General features: G+C 32.0%; 7 protein-coding genes. All 7 read left to right on the top strand.

Annotation, left to right across the window (positions count from 1 at the left end; all coding sequences use genetic code 11):
- Position 1: 1 nt before the first annotated feature.
- The 7 genes from K8354_RS04950 (at position 2) to K8354_RS04980 (ending at position 18,359) form a co-directional block, all read left to right on the top strand.
- Positions 2 to 1,654 carry an alpha-amylase family glycosyl hydrolase gene (locus K8354_RS04950; RefSeq protein ID WP_223445892.1) on the top strand — a complete coding sequence of 551 codons (1,653 nt, stop codon included), beginning with the start codon at positions 2 to 4 and terminating at the stop codon, positions 1,652 to 1,654.
- A gap of 500 nt (positions 1,655 to 2,154) precedes the next feature.
- Positions 2,155 to 4,962 (top strand): helix-turn-helix and ligand-binding sensor domain-containing protein, encoded by a 2,808-nt coding sequence (locus tag K8354_RS04955; protein WP_223445894.1) that lies wholly within the window; start codon positions 2,155 to 2,157, stop codon positions 4,960 to 4,962.
- Positions 4,963 to 5,240: 278 nt separating this feature from the next.
- Complete coding sequence (locus K8354_RS04960; protein ID WP_223445896.1) at positions 5,241 to 8,243, top strand: SusC/RagA family TonB-linked outer membrane protein; 3,003 nt, start codon at positions 5,241 to 5,243, stop codon at positions 8,241 to 8,243.
- An 11-nt stretch (positions 8,244 to 8,254) separates the two neighbouring features.
- Positions 8,255 to 9,739: a RagB/SusD family nutrient uptake outer membrane protein gene (locus tag K8354_RS04965; protein ID WP_437440119.1), complete on the top strand. Its 1,485-nt coding sequence runs from the start codon at positions 8,255 to 8,257 to the stop codon at positions 9,737 to 9,739.
- 11 nt (positions 9,740 to 9,750) lie between these two features.
- Complete coding sequence (locus tag K8354_RS04970) at positions 9,751 to 11,907, top strand: hypothetical protein (protein WP_223445899.1); 2,157 nt, start codon at positions 9,751 to 9,753, stop codon at positions 11,905 to 11,907.
- 12 nt (positions 11,908 to 11,919) lie between these two features.
- Positions 11,920 to 13,581: a family 16 glycosylhydrolase gene (locus K8354_RS04975; protein ID WP_223445901.1), complete on the top strand. Its 1,662-nt coding sequence runs from the start codon at positions 11,920 to 11,922 to the stop codon at positions 13,579 to 13,581.
- A 1,610-nt stretch (positions 13,582 to 15,191) separates the two neighbouring features.
- On the top strand, positions 15,192 to 18,359 hold the full coding sequence (locus K8354_RS04980) for a glycoside hydrolase 5 family protein (protein ID WP_223445904.1): 3,168 nt from the start codon (positions 15,192 to 15,194) through the stop codon (positions 18,357 to 18,359).
- Positions 18,360 to 18,361: the final 2 nt, after the last annotated feature.

Here is an 18,361-nt window from a genome sequence, read left to right on the forward strand (position 1 = left end):
GATGAAAAAAATCATATTATTTTTCACTTTTTTAGCTTTTTTAAGTTGTAAAGAAAAAGCACCAGCACAGCTATCTTTGACAGGAAATACACAAAAAGAGTTTGTTTGGGAAGGAGCAAATATCTATTTCTTGCTTACAGACAGGTTTCATAACGGAGATAAAAGCAATGACCTTAATTTTGAAAGAAATAAAGAAGCTGGGGTTTTGCGTGGTTTCGAAGGAGGGGATTTCAAAGGAATTACCCAAAAAATTAAAGAAGGTTATTTTACAGAATTAGGAATTAATGCTATTTGGATGACACCTGTAGTAGAGCAAATTCATGGTGCTACAGATGAAGGTACAGGAGTTTCTTATGGTTACCATGGTTATTGGGCAAAAGACTGGACAAAGATAGACCCCAATTACGGAACGAAAGATGATTTAAAAGAATTGGTTGCCATTGCACATAAAAACGGAATACGAATCTTGTTAGATGCGGTGATTAATCATACCGGACCAAGTACAGAAAAAGATCCTGTTTGGCCCTCTGAATGGGTAAGAACTGAGCCGCAATGTGAATACAATAATTATAAAAATACCATTTCTTGTACATTAGTAAAAAATTTACCAGACATTAAAACTGAAAGTAATGAAGAAGTAGCGTTGCCACCACAATTGGTTAAAAAATGGAAAACAGAAGGTCGTTATGAGCAAGAAGTAAGAGAATTAGACGAGTTTTTTACGAGAACTGGCCATATAAGAGCACCTCGTTTTTATATTATGAAATGGTTAACAGATTATATTACAGAATTCGGAATTGATGGTTACCGAATAGATACCGTAAAACACACAGAAGAATTTGTTTGGCAAGAATTTAAAGAAATATGTGATGCTACTTTTGCGGAGTACAAAAAAGATAATCCTGAAAAAGTTATAGATAATAATGATTTTTATTTGGTAGGTGAAGTGTATAATTATGCAATTTCTAACGGAAAAGCTTTTGATTTTGGGGATAAAAAAGTAAATTATTTTGATAAAGCGTTCCATAGTTTAATCAATTTTGAAATTAAATGGAATGCGAAACAAATGGCAGAAAAGGATATTTTTAATAAATATGATTCCATTTTACGAACAACATTAAAAGGATATGGAATTTTAAATTATATGACCTCTCATGATGATGGTCAGCCTTTTGATAAAGACAGAGAAATGCCCATAAAAACGGCAACCACATTATTATTAACCCCGGGAACCTCGCAGGTTTATTATGGAGATGAATCTGCAAGAGATTTAACAATTAATGGGGCTATTGGAGATGCAACTTTACGTTCTTTTATGAATTGGGATGACATTAATAAGAATAAAAATACACAACATATCTTACAGCATTGGCAAAAATTAGGGCAGTTTCGGGCAAATCACATGGCTATAGGAGCAGGGAAACATCAACTTATTTCTGAGGAAAATGGATTGGTTTTTTCAAGAATTAGAAAAGATGATAAAATAATTGCAGGCATAAATTTACCAAAAGGCAAAAAAGAGCTTACTGTATCATCCATATTTAAAAATGGCGAAAAATTAAATGAGTTCTATTCCAAACAAACATTAGAAGTTAAAGATGGAAAAGTTATTGTAAATTCAGAATTTAATATTGTTTTATTAGAAAAGAATTAACACTATTCTAGCCATCGGTTCAAAAAAAAATTAATTTTTGCCTATTTTATTAAATTCATTGATAAAAACATAGGCCCAAATGAGTACGCATATTCCTACAAAAACCGAAAAATAAAGAACTATATCATTTGCGCTCATTTCTTATCAATTTTAAGTAAATAATAAGGCCTAATAAAGTTGGTGCCCATAGACCAATAAAGATGCCATGTAATTCTTTTCCGGTTAAGAAAAGATACTCTGAAGTCAGTATAATTAGAGCGCATAAGCCTAATATTAAGACATTGGCAATTCCTAATTTTCTAATTAAATTCATATAGTTGTTAAATATTTGGTAAAGTTAATCAAAAAATTTCAGAAAAATAAATGGTTTAAAATCTTATTTGCTAGACTTTTATTCCTTATTTGTATAGGTAAACCTTAATATTGTAACAATACACAACTATTGTAATTTGTTAGTTATAAGTAATTTGCGTAATATTGACAACCAAACATCAATATATATGTCATTTAATTACTTAAGAAAGCTCATATTTGGATTTATGTTTTTTTGTTGTAATAGCATTTTTTCTCAAGAAGTTCCTCCAATAAATATTTTTTCCACGGAAGATTATGGAGCTGAAAATCAAAATTGGGCAATTTCTCAAGATTCAAATAAACTTATTTATATTGCAAATAATAAAGGTTTATTAGAATATAATGGCGCAAACTGGCAATTATATCCTACACCTAATGAAACCATTATGCGTTCTGTGAAATGTCTAGATGATAAAATCTATACAGGATTTTATATGGATTTTGGCTTTTGGACCAAAAATGAATTCGGACTTTTAGATTATACCTCTATTGTTAAAGAGAATGATATTGAAATGCTTGAAGATGAGCAGATTTGGGAAATATTTGAATTAGATGGTTGGTTGCTTTTTAAGTCTTTACAGCGAATTTATCTATACAATTTAACCACTCAATCTTTTAAAATAATAAAGGCAACAAAAAATATTATAAAATTATCTAGAGTAGAAAATGTAATTTATTTTCAAGAATTAGGAAAAGGAGTTTTTCTGATAGAAAATGGAGTTCCTAAATTGGTTTCGGATGATGAAGTTTTAAAACAAAATAAAATTGTCGAAATATTTTTAAAAAATGATAAATTATTTTTTATCACTCAAAAAAAGGGTTTTTTCTTTCTTGATGGTCAAAAGTTAAAAAAATGGAACACTCAGATTGATGAATCGCTGGCAAAAAATACGATTTATAGCGCAAGACAATTAAAAAATGGGAATCTTGTTTTAGGTACAATTTCTAATGGTTTTATAAAATTAGATAAAAACGGAGAAATTAATTACCAAATGACGCAAGGTTTAGGGTTAAGTAATAACACAGTTTTGTCTATTTTTGAAGATATAGATGAAAATATTTGGTTAGGTTTAGATAACGGAATTAATGTTATAAACCTTTCATCTCCTTTTAGGCGTTTTGTGAATAAAACAAGTTATTGGGGTACAATTTATGCATCCATAGTTCACAAAGATTATTTATACATAGGCACCAACCAAGGTTTATTTTATAAGGAAAAAACATCTGAAGACGATTTTAAATTTATAGACAATACCCAAGGGCAGGTATGGAATATACAAGAAATAGACGGTGCTCTTTTTTGCAGTCATGATTCGGGTACATTTGTTATTGAAAACAAGAAAGCAAAATTTATTGAAGGTACTCAAGGAACTTGGGGCGTAAAAAAAATAGACGAAAAAACTTTAATACAAGGAAGTTATGATGGATTGTATGTTTTAACAAATGATGGTACATCTTGGAAATTAAAAAATAAGCTACAAGGATTTTCTAATTCTAGTAAGTATTTTATTGTAAAAGAAAACCATAAAATTTTTGTAAATCATGAATATAAAGGTGTTTTTAAATTAGAAATTGATAAAGAGTTTCAAAACGTAACAAAAATTAGCAAAGATAATTCGGTCGCAAAAGGCATTCACTCAAGTTTAATTGAGTATAATAATAACATTTTTTATGCCTGTAAAAGAGGAGTGTATCGCTATATTGATGAAAAAGATTATTTTGAATTAGACACTATATACAGTAAATTAATTCCAAAAGATAAATTTCTTTCTGCAAAATTATTGTTAGATACCTCTAGTAATAAATTATGGTCCTTTACAAAAGATGATATCCGCTATTATGCGCCTGGCAAATTAAGTTTAAAACCAAATTTAGAAATTATTCCAATAAAGGGAGATATTTATAAAGGCGCTTCGGGTTATGAAAATATAATGTTTTTAGAAGATAAAAAGTACTTGATAGGTACTTCTGACGGTTATGTAATATTAGACTTAAATAGCATCACCGAACCTAAAAATTTTAATACAACCATCAATAGCGTTTTTTATAATAAACTAGATGGAATACAAAATAAGGTCAGTTTGTTAAAAAAGAGGTTATTTCAAAAAGATGAAAATAATTTAGGCTTTGTGTATAGCATCTCTAATTATAATAAAACTTCTTCTATTAAATATCAATATAAATTAGATGGGCTTCATGAGAAGTGGAGTAAGCTTTCTAAAAATAATTCTTTTTTGTTTGAAAATTTACCTTCTGGTGAATACATCTTTAAGGTAAGAGGATCTATAGATAATAAATTAAGTGACAATATTGCAGAATACGCCTTTAAAATATCCAAGCCATGGTATCTTTCAAATGTATTTATTTTTATATATGCTCTTGTTTTTATCATTTTATTTTTTACCATCCACTATGCTTCAAAAGTGTACTACAGAAAACAAAGAAAAAATTTATTAGAAAAAACGCAACGAGATTTAGAGTTAAAAGAACTTGAGAGTTCCCAGAAAATTATAAAATTAAATAATGATAAATTAAGAAGTGATATTGAAAGTAAAAATCGAGAATTAGCGACTTCTACAATGAGTATTATCAAGAAAAACGAATTTTTAAATTCAATTAAAACAGAACTTATTTCAAAAGGAAAAGAAGGTATCGAAAAAGTGGTTAAGATAATTGACCAAAACTTAAACAATACGGATGATTGGAAATTGTTTCAAGAAGCATTTAACAACGCAGATAAAAATTTTCTTAAAAAAATAAAATCCAAACACTCAGAATTAACCCCGAATGATTTAAGATTATGTGCATATCTTCGACTTAATCTATCTTCAAAAGAAATAGCACCATTATTAAATATTTCACCTAGAAGTGTAGAAGTAAAACGATACAGACTTCGTAAAAAAATGAATTTACCTCATAACACCAATTTAACCAATTACATATTAGAAGTTTAAAAGTAGTAAAATGGGACTCTAAAATCCTAAAGAAAGGTTAAAAAAGTTTAATAAAGGGTAAAAAAGCCATACATAACTACAACATTTCCACAACAGGATCATTATAATAGCTTTTTTTTAGTATTTGGTCTGTTTAGTTTAGCAAAGGCTTTCCTTTAATTTACAGTGTTTTGTATTGCTTTCTTGCGATGTATGTTTTTTGTTCAGGCTTTTTTGTTAATTTAACAAAATATTAGCGGTATTTTTGTTAAAATTATAATCCAAAAAAAACTTTATTCATGAGAAAAAAAATGATGTTGCTACTCTTTTTACTCGCTGGTTTTTGCTTAAATGCACAAACTATAGATGTAAAAGGTGTTGTTAAAGATGCTAAAACTGGAGATCCACTTCCAGGAGTTAGTGTAAGTATTAAAGGAACTATTTCAGGAACAGAAACTGATTTTGATGGACTTTTTATTCTTTCAAAAGTAGAAAAAGGAGCTGTATTAGTATTTAATTACTTAGGGTATGCCCAAAAAGAAGTAACTGTAAATCAACCAAACCTAGAGGTTACATTAGAAGAGTCGGCAGAGTCTTTAGATGAAATTGTAGTGGTTGGTTATGGTTCGCAGAAAAGAAAGGATGTAACAGGTTCTGTATCTATTGTAGGTGAAGCAACTTTAGAGGCTTTAAGGCCAGTAGATGCAACAAGTGCATTGCAAGGAACAACCTCGGGTGTTGCTGTAAACCTTTCATCAGGTGCACCTGGTGCTAAAGTAAATATTTTAATTAGGGGTGTTAGTTCTAACACAAACAATCAACCTTTAACAATTGTTGATGGTTATGAAGGAGATTTAAATAGTATAAATCCGAATGACATTGAAACTATTACTGTTTTAAAAGATGCACAAGCTGCAATTTACGGTATTAAAGGTGCAAACGGGGTGGTTTTAGTTACTACTAAAATTGGTAGAAAGAATAAAAAACCAACTGTTAAATATGATACTTATGCAGCTGTACAACAAACGACTAGGAAATTAGACTATTTAAATGCAACTGAGTACGCGTTGGTTTTAAATGAAGCGTATGCTTCAAGTGGTCAAACATTGCCGTTTAATAATGTAGGGCAATTAGGTAGAGGTACCAATTGGCAAGATCAACTATTTAATGATGCTATTTTAATGAATCATAACATTAGTTTATCTGGCGGTGGAGAAAATGTAAGATATTTTGTAAGTGCTTCTCGTACCGAGCAAGATGGTATTATCGCTAAAGAGAAATCTAATTTTGTTAGAAATAATATCAAATTAAATTTAGCAGTAGATATCAATGAAAAACTTAATTTTTCTTTAATTGCAAACTATTTTACTAGTCAATCTCAAGGTTTTGACGGTTCACTATTATTTAATGGTTTAAATTATGCACCAACTTTTGGTTTAAACGAAGATGATACAAATAACTTTTTAGGAATAGAAGTTGTGAATCCTTTATCATTATTAGACAATACATTTGGTCAAAATAATGGAAACGGAATTGAAGGGAATTTTAAGTTGGAATATAAACCAATTGAAGGTTTAAATGTTGTATCCCGTGTTGGATATAAGATTTACAATGAAAAGCAACGTTCATTTACACCGATCCAGGAGTATGGTTTGGCAAAAGTATACAACCAAACACAAAGTTCTGTGTATCAATTTAAAGCTACATCAACAAGAGTAGTTTGGGAAACTTTTGCTACCTATGCTAAAACTTTTAATGAAGACCATAATGCTACTTTTACGGCAGGTACAAGTGTTCAGAATGATTTATTTGATGGTATTTATGCTACAGGTTTTGATGTACCAAATAATTCTTATGCCTTTGCAGATATTAGCTTAACAAATTCTCAAAGTGAGCAAAGAAGCATAAATACTGGTAATGGTGATATTAGACTTACTTCTTTTTTTGGTAGAGCTCAATATGATTATAAAGGAAAATATTTATTTTCTGGATTAGTTAGAAGAGACGGCGCTTCAGTTTTTGCTGAAGACCAAAGAGTAGATAATTTCTGGTCGGTAACAACAGGTTGGAAAATTTCTGACGAAGACTTTTTAAAAGATAATAAAACCATTAGCTTTTTAAAATTAAGAGGAAGTTATGGTACGCTAGGAAACCTTGTTGGAGATAATTTATTTAGATCCTTATTAAATGGTGAAGCAGAATATGTATTTGATGGAAGTCTTGTTGATGGTACTGCTCAAGGAGGTTTACCAAACCCGATTGCAACTTGGGAAACAGCTGAGAAATTAGATATTGGTTTAGATATTAATTTATTTGATGACAAGTTATCTTTCGTAGCAGATTATTTTGTAGAAACTAGAAAAGATTTATTAATTCAAAATTTTCCAGTCTCTGGTTTATTAGGTTCTGGAGCTCCTGGAGGAGCAAATCCAACTGTAAATGCAGGTACATCTAGAAATACGGGTGGGGAATTGGCCATTAATTATAGAGCTTATTCATCTGAAGATACTTCTTTAAACTTCTCGTATAACGTTACCTATGTAAAAAATGAAGTTACTGACGTTTTAGACAACGCTTTTGTAGAAGGTGGAGCCTTTGCTATTGGAAACTTACCTCCATCAAGAATGGAAGTTGGTCAACCAATTGGGTACTTTTTAGGGTTACAAACCGATGGTATTTTCCAATCACAAGCAGAAATAGATGCGCATCCTTCTCAGTCAGGATTAGGGGCTTCTAGCACTGCTCCTGGTGATATCAGATATAAAGATACGAATGGAGATGGTGTTTTAAACTTTGAAGATAGAGTGAATATTGGAAATCCACAAGCAGATTTTTATATGGGCTTTAATATTTCTGGTACCTATAAAAATTGGGATTTTGCAACCTACTTATATGCTGAATTAGGGAAAGACATGGTTAGAAATTTTGAACGTTTTTTACCAAATGTTAATAAACCAGCTTCTTATTTAGGAAGATGGACCGGACCAGGAACAAGTAATTCTATTCCTAGATTAACAAATGATGCAACAAATAATCAACTATTTTCTGATTTCTTTGTAGAGGATGCATCATTCTTACGTTTACAAAATATTCAAATCGGATATAACTTTTCTCCAGAAACCCTGAAAAAAGTAGGTTTGGCCAAAGTGAGATTGTATACATCAATCAACAATTTATTTACATTAACTGAATACACTGGATTTGATCCAACAGTGAATGGAGGTGCAATTGGTGCTGGTATAGATGGAGGTACTTATCCATCAGCAAGACAATTTTTATTAGGTTTAAATGTTGAATTTTAATACATAAAAAGATGAGAAATTACAAACAAAAAATAAAATTAGGATTCATCTTTATGGCAAGTTTATTTGTTATAACTTCATGTTCAGATGAATACTTAGACAATTCTAAACTTTATGCAGAAGATTCTGAATCTTTTTTCAATTCAGAAACCGATTATTACAATGCGTTAGTAGCAGCGTATGATCCTTTACAATCTTCATATATAAATGTATTGATGGGAGAAATAGCTTCTAATAATACCTTATGTGGTGGTGAAAGTGCAACAGACGTTCCTGGATTTCAGCAGATTGATGATATGATTCATACTCCGGTGAACGCTCAACTACAAGCTCTTTGGAGCTGGATGTACGGAGGTGTTAACAGAGCTGCATACATTATAGAGTTTCAAGATAAAACAGAATTTGCTGGCAATGAGATCATCATTGCGGAAGCTCATTTTTTAAGAGCCTACTATAATTTCGAATTGGTAAAATGGTTTGGAGACATTCCTATTAAACCAGAAGGTCGTTTTGTTTTAGGGGATGAAAAATCAATTCCAAGATCGCCTAAGGCAGAAGTTTATGCTTTAATAGAACAAGATTTAAAAAATGCAGTCGATAATTTGTCTTATACAGCTCCTCAAATTGGGAGAGCAACAAAAGGATCTGCACAAGCTTTATTAGGTAAAGTATATTTATTTCAAGATAAATTTTCTGATGCAGCTACTGTATTAGAAGATTTAATTCAGAATGGTCCTTACATGTTAGAGCCGGATTATAACAAAATTTTTGAATTTGCAGGTGAAAACGGAGTAGGTTCTGTGTTTGAAATTCAGTATACAGACATTCAAGGTGCTGGTTTTGGTTGTTTACAATGTAGTGAAGGTAATGTTGCTGTAGGTTTTCAAGGAGTTAGAGGGTATAAAGGAGACTTGTTTACATCAGGATTTAGTTTTAACGTGCCAACGCAAGATGTAGTAGATGAATTTGAACCTGGAGATATTCGTAAAGACGTAGCTATTTTAGATATAGATGCTTGGGCTGCATCAACAGGAGCTGAATTTACAACAGGCTTTGAGCACACTGGTTATTTTAATAGAAAATACATTCCAAGAGTTCGAAGTGAAAATGCTGCAGGAGATTTAAACTTAACAAACCCAAATAATTACAGAGCAATTCGTTTTGCAGATGTGTTATTAATGGCAGCAGAATCTCTTAATAGAAAACCGAGTCCAGATGATGCACAGGCATTGATATATTTAAACTTGGTAAGAGAAAGAGCGTTTGGTAATACAGACAATAACATTACAACAACGGGTACTAATTTAACAGCTGTAATTTATAAAGAGCGTAGAGTTGAATTAGTTGGAGAAGGTCATCACTTTTTTGACTTGGTAAGAACAGGAAGAGGAACACAAATACCAGGGTTTACAGCAGGCAAAAATGATGTATTTCCTATTCCTTTAGAAGAAATACAATTTTCTCAAGGAAATTGGTCACAAAATCAAGGATATTAATTTATAGAAATATGAAAAAATTGAAAACAATATATAAAGCATTGATAATTTTTTTAGTGATCAATGCATGTACAGAAGATAGGTCGTTAGACTTTATCAATAACATTGCAGCCCCTTCAAATGTAGCTGCTGTGTATAATTTAACGCAAGATAACTCAGGGATGGTAACAATTTCACCAACTGCAGAGGGAGCAATATCCTTTGATGTTGATTTTGGAGATTCTTCTGAGACACAAACAGGAATTGAACAAGGTAAGAGCGTTCAACATACATACGTAGAAGGTACGTACCAGGTGAAAGTTGTAGCGTACAACTCTAAAGGAGATGCTACAGAAGTAACGCAAGCATTAGTAGTTTCATTTAATGCACCAGAAAATTTAGTAGTAACTATAGAAAATGATGCCGCCAAATCAAAACAAGTAAACATAACGGCGATAGCTGATTTTGCTGCGACCTATGAATTTTATTCAGGTGAAGAGGGAGTAGATCAACCAGTAGCAACGGCTAATATTGGAGATCCAATAAATTATCAGTATGCAGTTGCAGGCAGTTACGCTGTAAAAGTAGTGGCTAAAGGAGCTGCGATTGCTACAACAGAATATGCAGTAGATTTTGAAGTTACTGAAATTTTAGCACCTATACAATCGGCAATTACACCGTCTGCTAGGAATGCTGAAGATGTAGTTTCTATTTATACCAGTGTATACACGAATATAAACGCTGATATTTTACCAGATTGGGGACAAAGCCAATTTGGAAGTAGTTATGCGGAATTTGACTTAAATGGAGATAAAATGTTACAATACATTAATCTTTCTTATCAAGGTCTTGCTTTTGATGGAGATATTCAAGATGTTTCAGATATGGAATTTTTACATTTAGATGTTTGGACTCCAGATTTAACGAAGCTAAAAACTTTTCTAATTAACGCTTCAGGAGAGGCATCAATAGAAACTGAATTAAAAGTAAATCAATGGAATAGCATTACTATTCCGCTTTCTGCATTTTCAGATCAAGGTTTAACATTAGATACAATTCGTCAGTTTAAGTTTGAGTCCGAAGGACCATGGCCAAGAGAAGGTTCGGTATTTGTAGATAATATTTATTTCTATAAATCGCCAACTCCAACAGGTACTCCAATAATTTTTGATGATTTTGAAGGAAATGGAAACATTACTACTTGGGCAGGAGATGATTGTGGGATTAATACAGCCTTTGCAAATCCTTTTAAAGGGGCGTTAAATGATTCTGATACGGTATTAGAGTATAATGATACTGGAGGACAATATGCAAACATCCGTTTTGATAAAGATTCTAATTTTGATTTAACAGGCGGTAATAGCACTTTTAAATTAAAAATTTATATGCCTTCTTCAAGTATCACAGGAAGTCAAACGAATCAGATTTCTTTAAAATTACAAGACGGTACAGCTGCTGAACCTTGGGCCTTGCAATCAGAAATTGTAAAAACGGTTGCATTAGATACTTGGCAAGAAGTTAGTTTCGATTTTGCAAATGATGTAGTAGGTGGGCAACAAAATCCTTTAGATAGAACAGATTTTAACAGAGTTGTTTTACAATTAAATTCAGAGAATAATAACGATGCTGTAATCGCTTATATAGATGATTTAACCTATGGTACTATGGCAGCGGTAGACACTGCTCCTTTTGTTAAGGATGATTTTGAAGGAAATGGCACGATTACAACTTGGGCTGGAGATGACTGTGGAATAAACACTGCGTTAGCAAACCCTGTTAGTGGTGCACTAAATAGTTCAGCAACAGTTCTAGAATATAATGATACTGGAGGACAGTATGCAAACATTCGTTTTGATGTAGATCCTGATTTCGATTTAACAGCGAAATCCAAGTTTTCATTAAAAATTTATGTTCCTTCATCAAGTGTTTCAGGAAGTCAACCCAACCAGATTTCTCTAAAATTACAAGATGCAAATGCGAATCCTTGGGAAAGACAGTCAGAGATTATAAAAGAAATTGCCTTAGATACTTGGCAAGAAGTTACGTTTGATTTTGCAGTTGATACGGTATTAGGACAAAGTGATCCATTAAGTATTACAAACTTTAGTAGAGTTGTTTTACAGGTGAATTCTGAGAATAATAACGACACTGTAATTGCATATATTGATGACATTAATTATTTTAAATAAAAAATGATAAAAATGAAAAAAACAAGAAATATTTATTTAATGTTATTTTCTGTGATTTTAACCTTTTTAGGTTGTCAAGAAAATGATTATAAGTTTGGAGACATCGTAACTCCAACGAATATTACAATTACTGCAGACGTAGTCGGAGCAGATGCTGATAATCCTTTCGGAGATGGAAGTGGTACCGTTAACTTTACGGTATCAGCTGCTAATAGTTCTTCTTATGTGTTTTATTTTGATGGAGCTCCAGAGGCTGCACCATCTGGTACCATCACAAAAAGATTTTCTAAAGTAGGTGTAAACACCTATACCGTTATTGTGAAGGCAAATGGTACAGGTGGTGTATCATCCACAAAGTCAATAGATGTAGAGGTTTTTAGTTCTTTTTCTGATGTAGAAGCCGAAGACTTTTTAAGTGGGGCTAATGTGGGCGACAGTAAAAAGTGGTACTGGCAAGCGGATCAAGATTTGCATGTTGGTTTAGGACCCGTTGCTGATGATTATGGTAATGGTGAGTTTGCTTACGAAGCTTGGTGGAATGGAATTAGAGCTTGGGATGCAGAAAAATCATGTATGTATGATAATGAGTTTGTTTTTACAAGAACAGCTAATGGTCTTACTTTTGAGCAAACTACTGGACCCGCTTTTGTACCTGGTACCTATGCAGGATATCTAGGTGTTGATGGAGATCAATGTCATGATGAATCGGTTACACCTAATATTTACGGTGTAAAAACAGTATCTTTTGGGCCTTCTACTTCAAAAGCAGCTTTAGAAGGATCGTATAACGAAAATCCATATAGAGGTACAACATTTGATATTTCTGAAGGTGGTTTTATGGGATGGTTTGTAGGTTCTGGAACGTATGATATTATTTCAGTTTCTAGTACAGAATTAATCGTTAGAGTAATAGAAGATCCATCTTCTGGAACTGGCGCTGCATGGTATCATAAATTTACATCGACAAAACCAACTCAAAGTGCAGGTTATACTTTTAATGATTTAGCTTGGGAAGATGATTTTAATACTGATGGAGCACCAGATGCAACAAAATGGACGTATGACCTTGGTGCAGGTGGCTGGGGTAATGGAGAGCTACAAACGTATACAAATGAATCAGAAAATGTTATCGTAGAAAACGGTTCCTTAAAGATAATAGCAAAAGCCAATGGCGCAGCGTATACCTCTGCAAGATTAAAATCTCAAGGTTTATACGAGTTTACTTATGGTAGAGTAGAAGTAAGAGCTAAACTACCGGCAAGTCAAGGTACTTGGCCTGCAATTTGGATGTTAGGGTCTAATTTTACAACAGTAGGTTGGCCAGAATCTGGAGAAATAGACATTATGGAGCAAAAAGGACAGGATAAAAATACTGTTTTAAGCACGATACATTATCCAGAAAATTCTGCTGGTAATGGTCCATCTCAATCAATAGAATTGTCTACTTCAACTACAGAATTTCATAATTATTCGGTAGAATGGACAGATACTAAAATAGAATTCTATGTAGATGATGTATCCTATCACGTATTAAGCAATGACGAGTCATTACCTTTTAACGCAGATTTCTTTTTAATATTAAATGTTGCCATGGGAGGTACTTTAGGTGGAGATGTAGATCCTGGTTTTACAGAGGATTTAATGGAAATAGATTACGTTAAAGTATTTCAATAAAAGACTCATAATTTATGATATTAAAAAGGTCGAGCTTTATGCTCGACCTTTTTTTATGCAATGCCACAAGTAAAATTTGATTGTATACCAATTCTGTATTGAAATGACCGCAATAAAACGCTATTTTTTCTCTCTATGTCAACAGAAATAGAAACTGTAACGAATGTGATGCTTTATTTTTCTATTTTCTATAAAGAAAAAAAATCATCATTTAAGGTTACAGTAATTTCAAAACAGAATTGGAATTATTAAATACATAATTCCAATTTGATTAATTGTACTAGTATTTCTTATAATGCGATGTAACTAAATTGATTTTTTTTTGATTCATTTAAATTATAACAGAATGAACATAAGCTTTGTTACCGTCATTTTTTAATACAAATAGACGGAAAAGAAACGATTTGTAGCTGTTTTATAGGTTTATAAAGTTAAACAGTATTCAAGCTATTAAATTTAGTCTAAATATTGATATATTATCTTAATTTAAATCTATTTTTATAGGATGCAATAAGAATTGTACTAATGACAATTTACGGGTATTTAACCATCTCCAAATTTAAATTTCATTGCCTCTTATGAGCAAGTTTTTAAAAAAATCTATCTAAATGGAAGGTAATTTTCATCCCTTAATGAAAGGTTTTTTTGTTTGGGAATTAAACTATTGATACAACTATATTTGAATTCTACATACAAATGTTCGCATAAACATCAAATAAATTAGTGTTGTCCGATAAAAGATAAAAAGACCGCTTTCGCTGTTAGAATCAAGAACAAAGACTTGAATGTAACTAACTGAAAAACAAAATTATTACGAGTTTAAATTTTTCGATACATCATAAATTCTAAAGCGGTTTTAATAGCAAGGTATACTACTTTAAAAACTCTTTAAAATCAAGACTATCAATACTTTAAAACACTTTAGCTAATTTTAATCGGACAACACTACAAATAAATATAAAATTTTGACTCTGCACAAGATTGATTTTATTCAAAAAAAAAGTAAGTCTATATTTTAATTTGATATCGTAAGAACTGCAAATCTCATATCTATAGGGATAAAAATATGATACTCATGATACATATTCATATCTCAAAATACTATTTTAAATGCACGTAATTCTAAAAGTAGGTATGCGCTTTACTTTTATTATTGATTCATTTTATAATAAGTTTAATGCCCAAAATACATCTGATAAAGTATTTTCTGTATTATGATTAACAATCCATTGTATTTATAGAAAAATGAATTTAAGATATACAATGATCTAAATCAATAATTCCGAATTTTTACAATCTAACAATATTGTTAAAAAAAGCAATAATTCTGTTAAATTAGACTATAATATTTCGAAATTAACTATACAATACCACTACATTTTATTTTATTGAAATAAAAAACATATAGTAATTATGGCCTTAAGTCCTTTATTTGCAACAAATATTGGTGTAATTTGTTTTGTATAACTTTTGTTGAGGTTGCTTTTATCAAATTCGTAAAAAAATTGAATTAGTTTTATCAAAAATATATTAATTAAACTTATCCAGTCAATTTTGCTTGCCGTAAGACATAATCGTTGAGCACAATTTTTAATTCTAAAAAGAAAATTATGAAGAACACTTTTTTGAGATTATTACTTTTGTTATTTACTTTTAGCTTTTATGCACAAGGGCCAAAGGTTTCTGTAATGAAAGATTCTAATGGTATGAAATTAATTATTGATGGAAAACCAACAATGATTAATGGTATAAATTGGGATTACGTTCCAATCGGCTACAATGTATTAGACGCTAAATTTTGGGAAAAACCAGATGACATTATCAAAGCCGGTTTAGATGGTGAAATGCCTTTATGGCAAAATATGGGGGTTAATGCGATTAGAACATATATAGGAATGCCTCCTAAATGGATCACATATATTTACGAAAACTTTGGTATTTATACCATGATAAACCATCAATTTGGGGCTTATGGTTTAACCTTAGATGGTGTTTGGTATCCACAAACTGACTATGCAGACCCTAAAGTACGTAAGCACTTACTGGATGCAACTTTAGAGATGGCTAAAACCTATGAAAATACGCCAGGTTTATTACTATTTATGTTGGGTAACGAAAACAACTATCACTTAACATGGGAAGGCGCAGAAACTGATGAAGGTGTAATTATAAGTGATGACGATCCAGCAAAAAGAGCACAGGCAAGAGCGATGTATAAGTTATTTAACGATGCCACTGTAGCGATGAAAACAATTGTAAAAAATCATCCTATTGGTATTTGTAATGGGGACTTGTTGTATTTAGATATAGTTGCAGAAGAATGTAAGGATATAGATATTTATGGTACAAATATGTATCGTGGAGAATCTTTTTATGATGCTTTCGATAAAGTTAGTGCAGTGTTTAATAAGCCAATTTTGTTTACAGAGTTTGGTTCAGATGCTTTTAACGCAAGAGACAATAAAGAAGACCAATTAATGCAAGCGTATTATATGGTGAACAACTGGAAAGAAATTTATGCAAATGCCTATGGATTAGGTAAGGCAGAAAATTCTATTGGTGGTTTTACTTTCCAATCTAGTGATGGTTGGTTTAAAGCTGGTTTTAATGAAAGAAAAAATGCAGATGTACACGATACGAAAGCTTCTTGGCCAAGTAATGGGTATAATAGAGATCAAGCAAAGCAGGATGACAAAAATATGAATGAAGAGTGGTTTGGTATTGCTGCAAAAGGCCCAACCGATGTTAGGGGTCTATATACTTTATACCCTAGAGCTGCGTACTATGCTTTAAAACAAGCACATTCTTTAAACACTTTTAACACTACAAAAGAATCTGTAGAAAATCACTTCAAAAATATTAATTTAATGGATGCTGTTCTTAAGGCTAGAGGCGATAAAGCAGCAATGGGAAGTGAGAAAAAAATTGAAATAAGTAATTTAAGAGCAGAGTTTACAACCTTTAATACGGGAGGCTCTTTAGTAACAACACCAGAATTTGCAGATGGTTCAGGAGATGTTTATCCGGATAGAATAGGGTTCGATCATATGCAATCTTATTTTGTAGGTGTTAAAGGGCAACCTTCTGCTAATATTAAAGCCGAAGTTAATTTTAATATTCTAGGTAATGTCGCGGGCAATCCTATAGATGATATTTTCTATGAAAATGTAGGTAGACCAATTCAGGTTGATTCTCCTAACGGAATTTTAACGCTAGTGGACAATAATAGATTAAGAGTTTATAATGCAGAATTCGAATGGAATGCCGAGGATTTTGATATGAGAGGTTTTTACAGAACGGGTCACTATCACTGGGGTTATGAAGGAGATTTTTTCGGAATTTATCCTGAAGCATATTATGGACCGAATTTAGATATTTACAACGGTGAAATTTTAGGAGTTGAAGTAGATGGTAAAGGGGCTTTATCTGGATTAAAAGCTGCCTTTGGACCACAACTTTGGTGGGGAGCAAACCCTGCGGTATTATTAAAATATCAAAATAGCTTTAAAGGTTATGACTTCTCTGCTGTTTATCATAAAGATATCGTGTCAGGTGGTGGTTTTGACGAAAATGGAAATAGGGTATTAGACCCAACTCAATTAAGAACAGGGGTGATACCTGCAATACCTACTGAAAGGGCTACTGTAGCAGTGCAAAGAAAAGGAGATCACTTTGGTTTTCAGCTTGGTGCAATTTTTGGAGGTAGACCTTTAAATGGAAGTGCTTACCAAGATATAGATGATAATGGTCAGGTGGTGACAGATAAAATTCAATCAAAAGACAATTGGGGTGGTAAGGCAAAAATTACGTATAGTAATGGAGGTTTTAACTGGTATGCTCAGGGTTCTGTTATGGGCTTAGTTGCCAATGGTGGAGGAGATCCAACATTAACTTTTACTGGTTGGAAATTGAAAGATTCTGGAAGTGGGAACATGCAAAACATTTTATCAGGTATATCATATAATTTCGGGGGTAAATTTCAAATTGCACCAAATTTTATGTATCAAAAACCATTGGTTGCAGCAATGCCAAATGGAGGTGCTGCTCCAGGTAGATTAAGAAATTTTGTTGATGATCCTTTTGTAGTAAGAGCAGGAAATAGAGAAATGACAGCAGGAGAAATCTTATTCACATTCGATCCAACTCCGGCTACATATATGTATGAGTTTGATAATGATATGGCAGAAGATGCTAAATTTGCAATGAATTTAGGTTTTGTATATCGTAGTTTACCAACTACGCAAGATGCAGCAATTGGTTTCTTAGCAAATCGTTCTTCTTTTGCATTTGCACAATCGGCTCCAGCGGCAGACTTGTGGGAAATTAATTCAAGAATAGTCTCTAAGGCTAGACCAAGTTTAGGATTAATTGCAAATCTTTACTATGGTACAGGTCAAGCAAATGGAGATAGCGAGAGATTAATTTATAGAGGTGGTGCAGATTTAAGAATGATTTACAACAAGATGAAAATTATGGGTATGGTAAAAGTTAATGATTGGGGTCCTTTTGATTATCATAGAGATTTCAACTTAACATTTCCATTACAATTAATGTTAGATATTTCTACATCTGTAGGTAAACCAAATTGGCTTATTTTACCAGATACTAAAGTTGGTCTTAGAGGTACATGGAGATCCTTAAACGAGTTTTCACCAAGGTATTCACCAACCCAAACGGCAGATGCCTTTGCGACAGAAACTAGATTAAGTCCTGTAGGTTTTCCAAATGGTTCTGAATGGGAAATTAGAACTTATATTCATATTAATATAGGAAAATAGAA

This window comes from Polaribacter litorisediminis (assembly GCF_019968605.1).
GTDB lineage: Bacteria > Bacteroidota > Bacteroidia > Flavobacteriales > Flavobacteriaceae > Polaribacter > Polaribacter litorisediminis.

Coding starts and splice junctions, on each gene's coding strand:
- K8354_RS04970 (WP_223445899.1), top strand. CDS start 9,751: ATGAAAAAATTGAAAACAATATATAAAGCATTGATAATTTTTTTAGTG.
- K8354_RS04975 (WP_223445901.1), top strand. CDS start 11,920: ATGAAAAAAACAAGAAATATTTATTTAATGTTATTTTCTGTGATTTTA.
- K8354_RS04955 (WP_223445894.1), top strand. CDS start 2,155: ATGTCATTTAATTACTTAAGAAAGCTCATATTTGGATTTATGTTTTTT.
- K8354_RS04980 (WP_223445904.1), top strand. CDS start 15,192: ATGAAGAACACTTTTTTGAGATTATTACTTTTGTTATTTACTTTTAGC.
- K8354_RS04965 (WP_437440119.1), top strand. CDS start 8,255: ATGAGAAATTACAAACAAAAAATAAAATTAGGATTCATCTTTATGGCA.
- K8354_RS04960 (WP_223445896.1), top strand. CDS start 5,241: ATGAGAAAAAAAATGATGTTGCTACTCTTTTTACTCGCTGGTTTTTGC.
- K8354_RS04950 (WP_223445892.1), top strand. CDS start 2: ATGAAAAAAATCATATTATTTTTCACTTTTTTAGCTTTTTTAAGTTGT.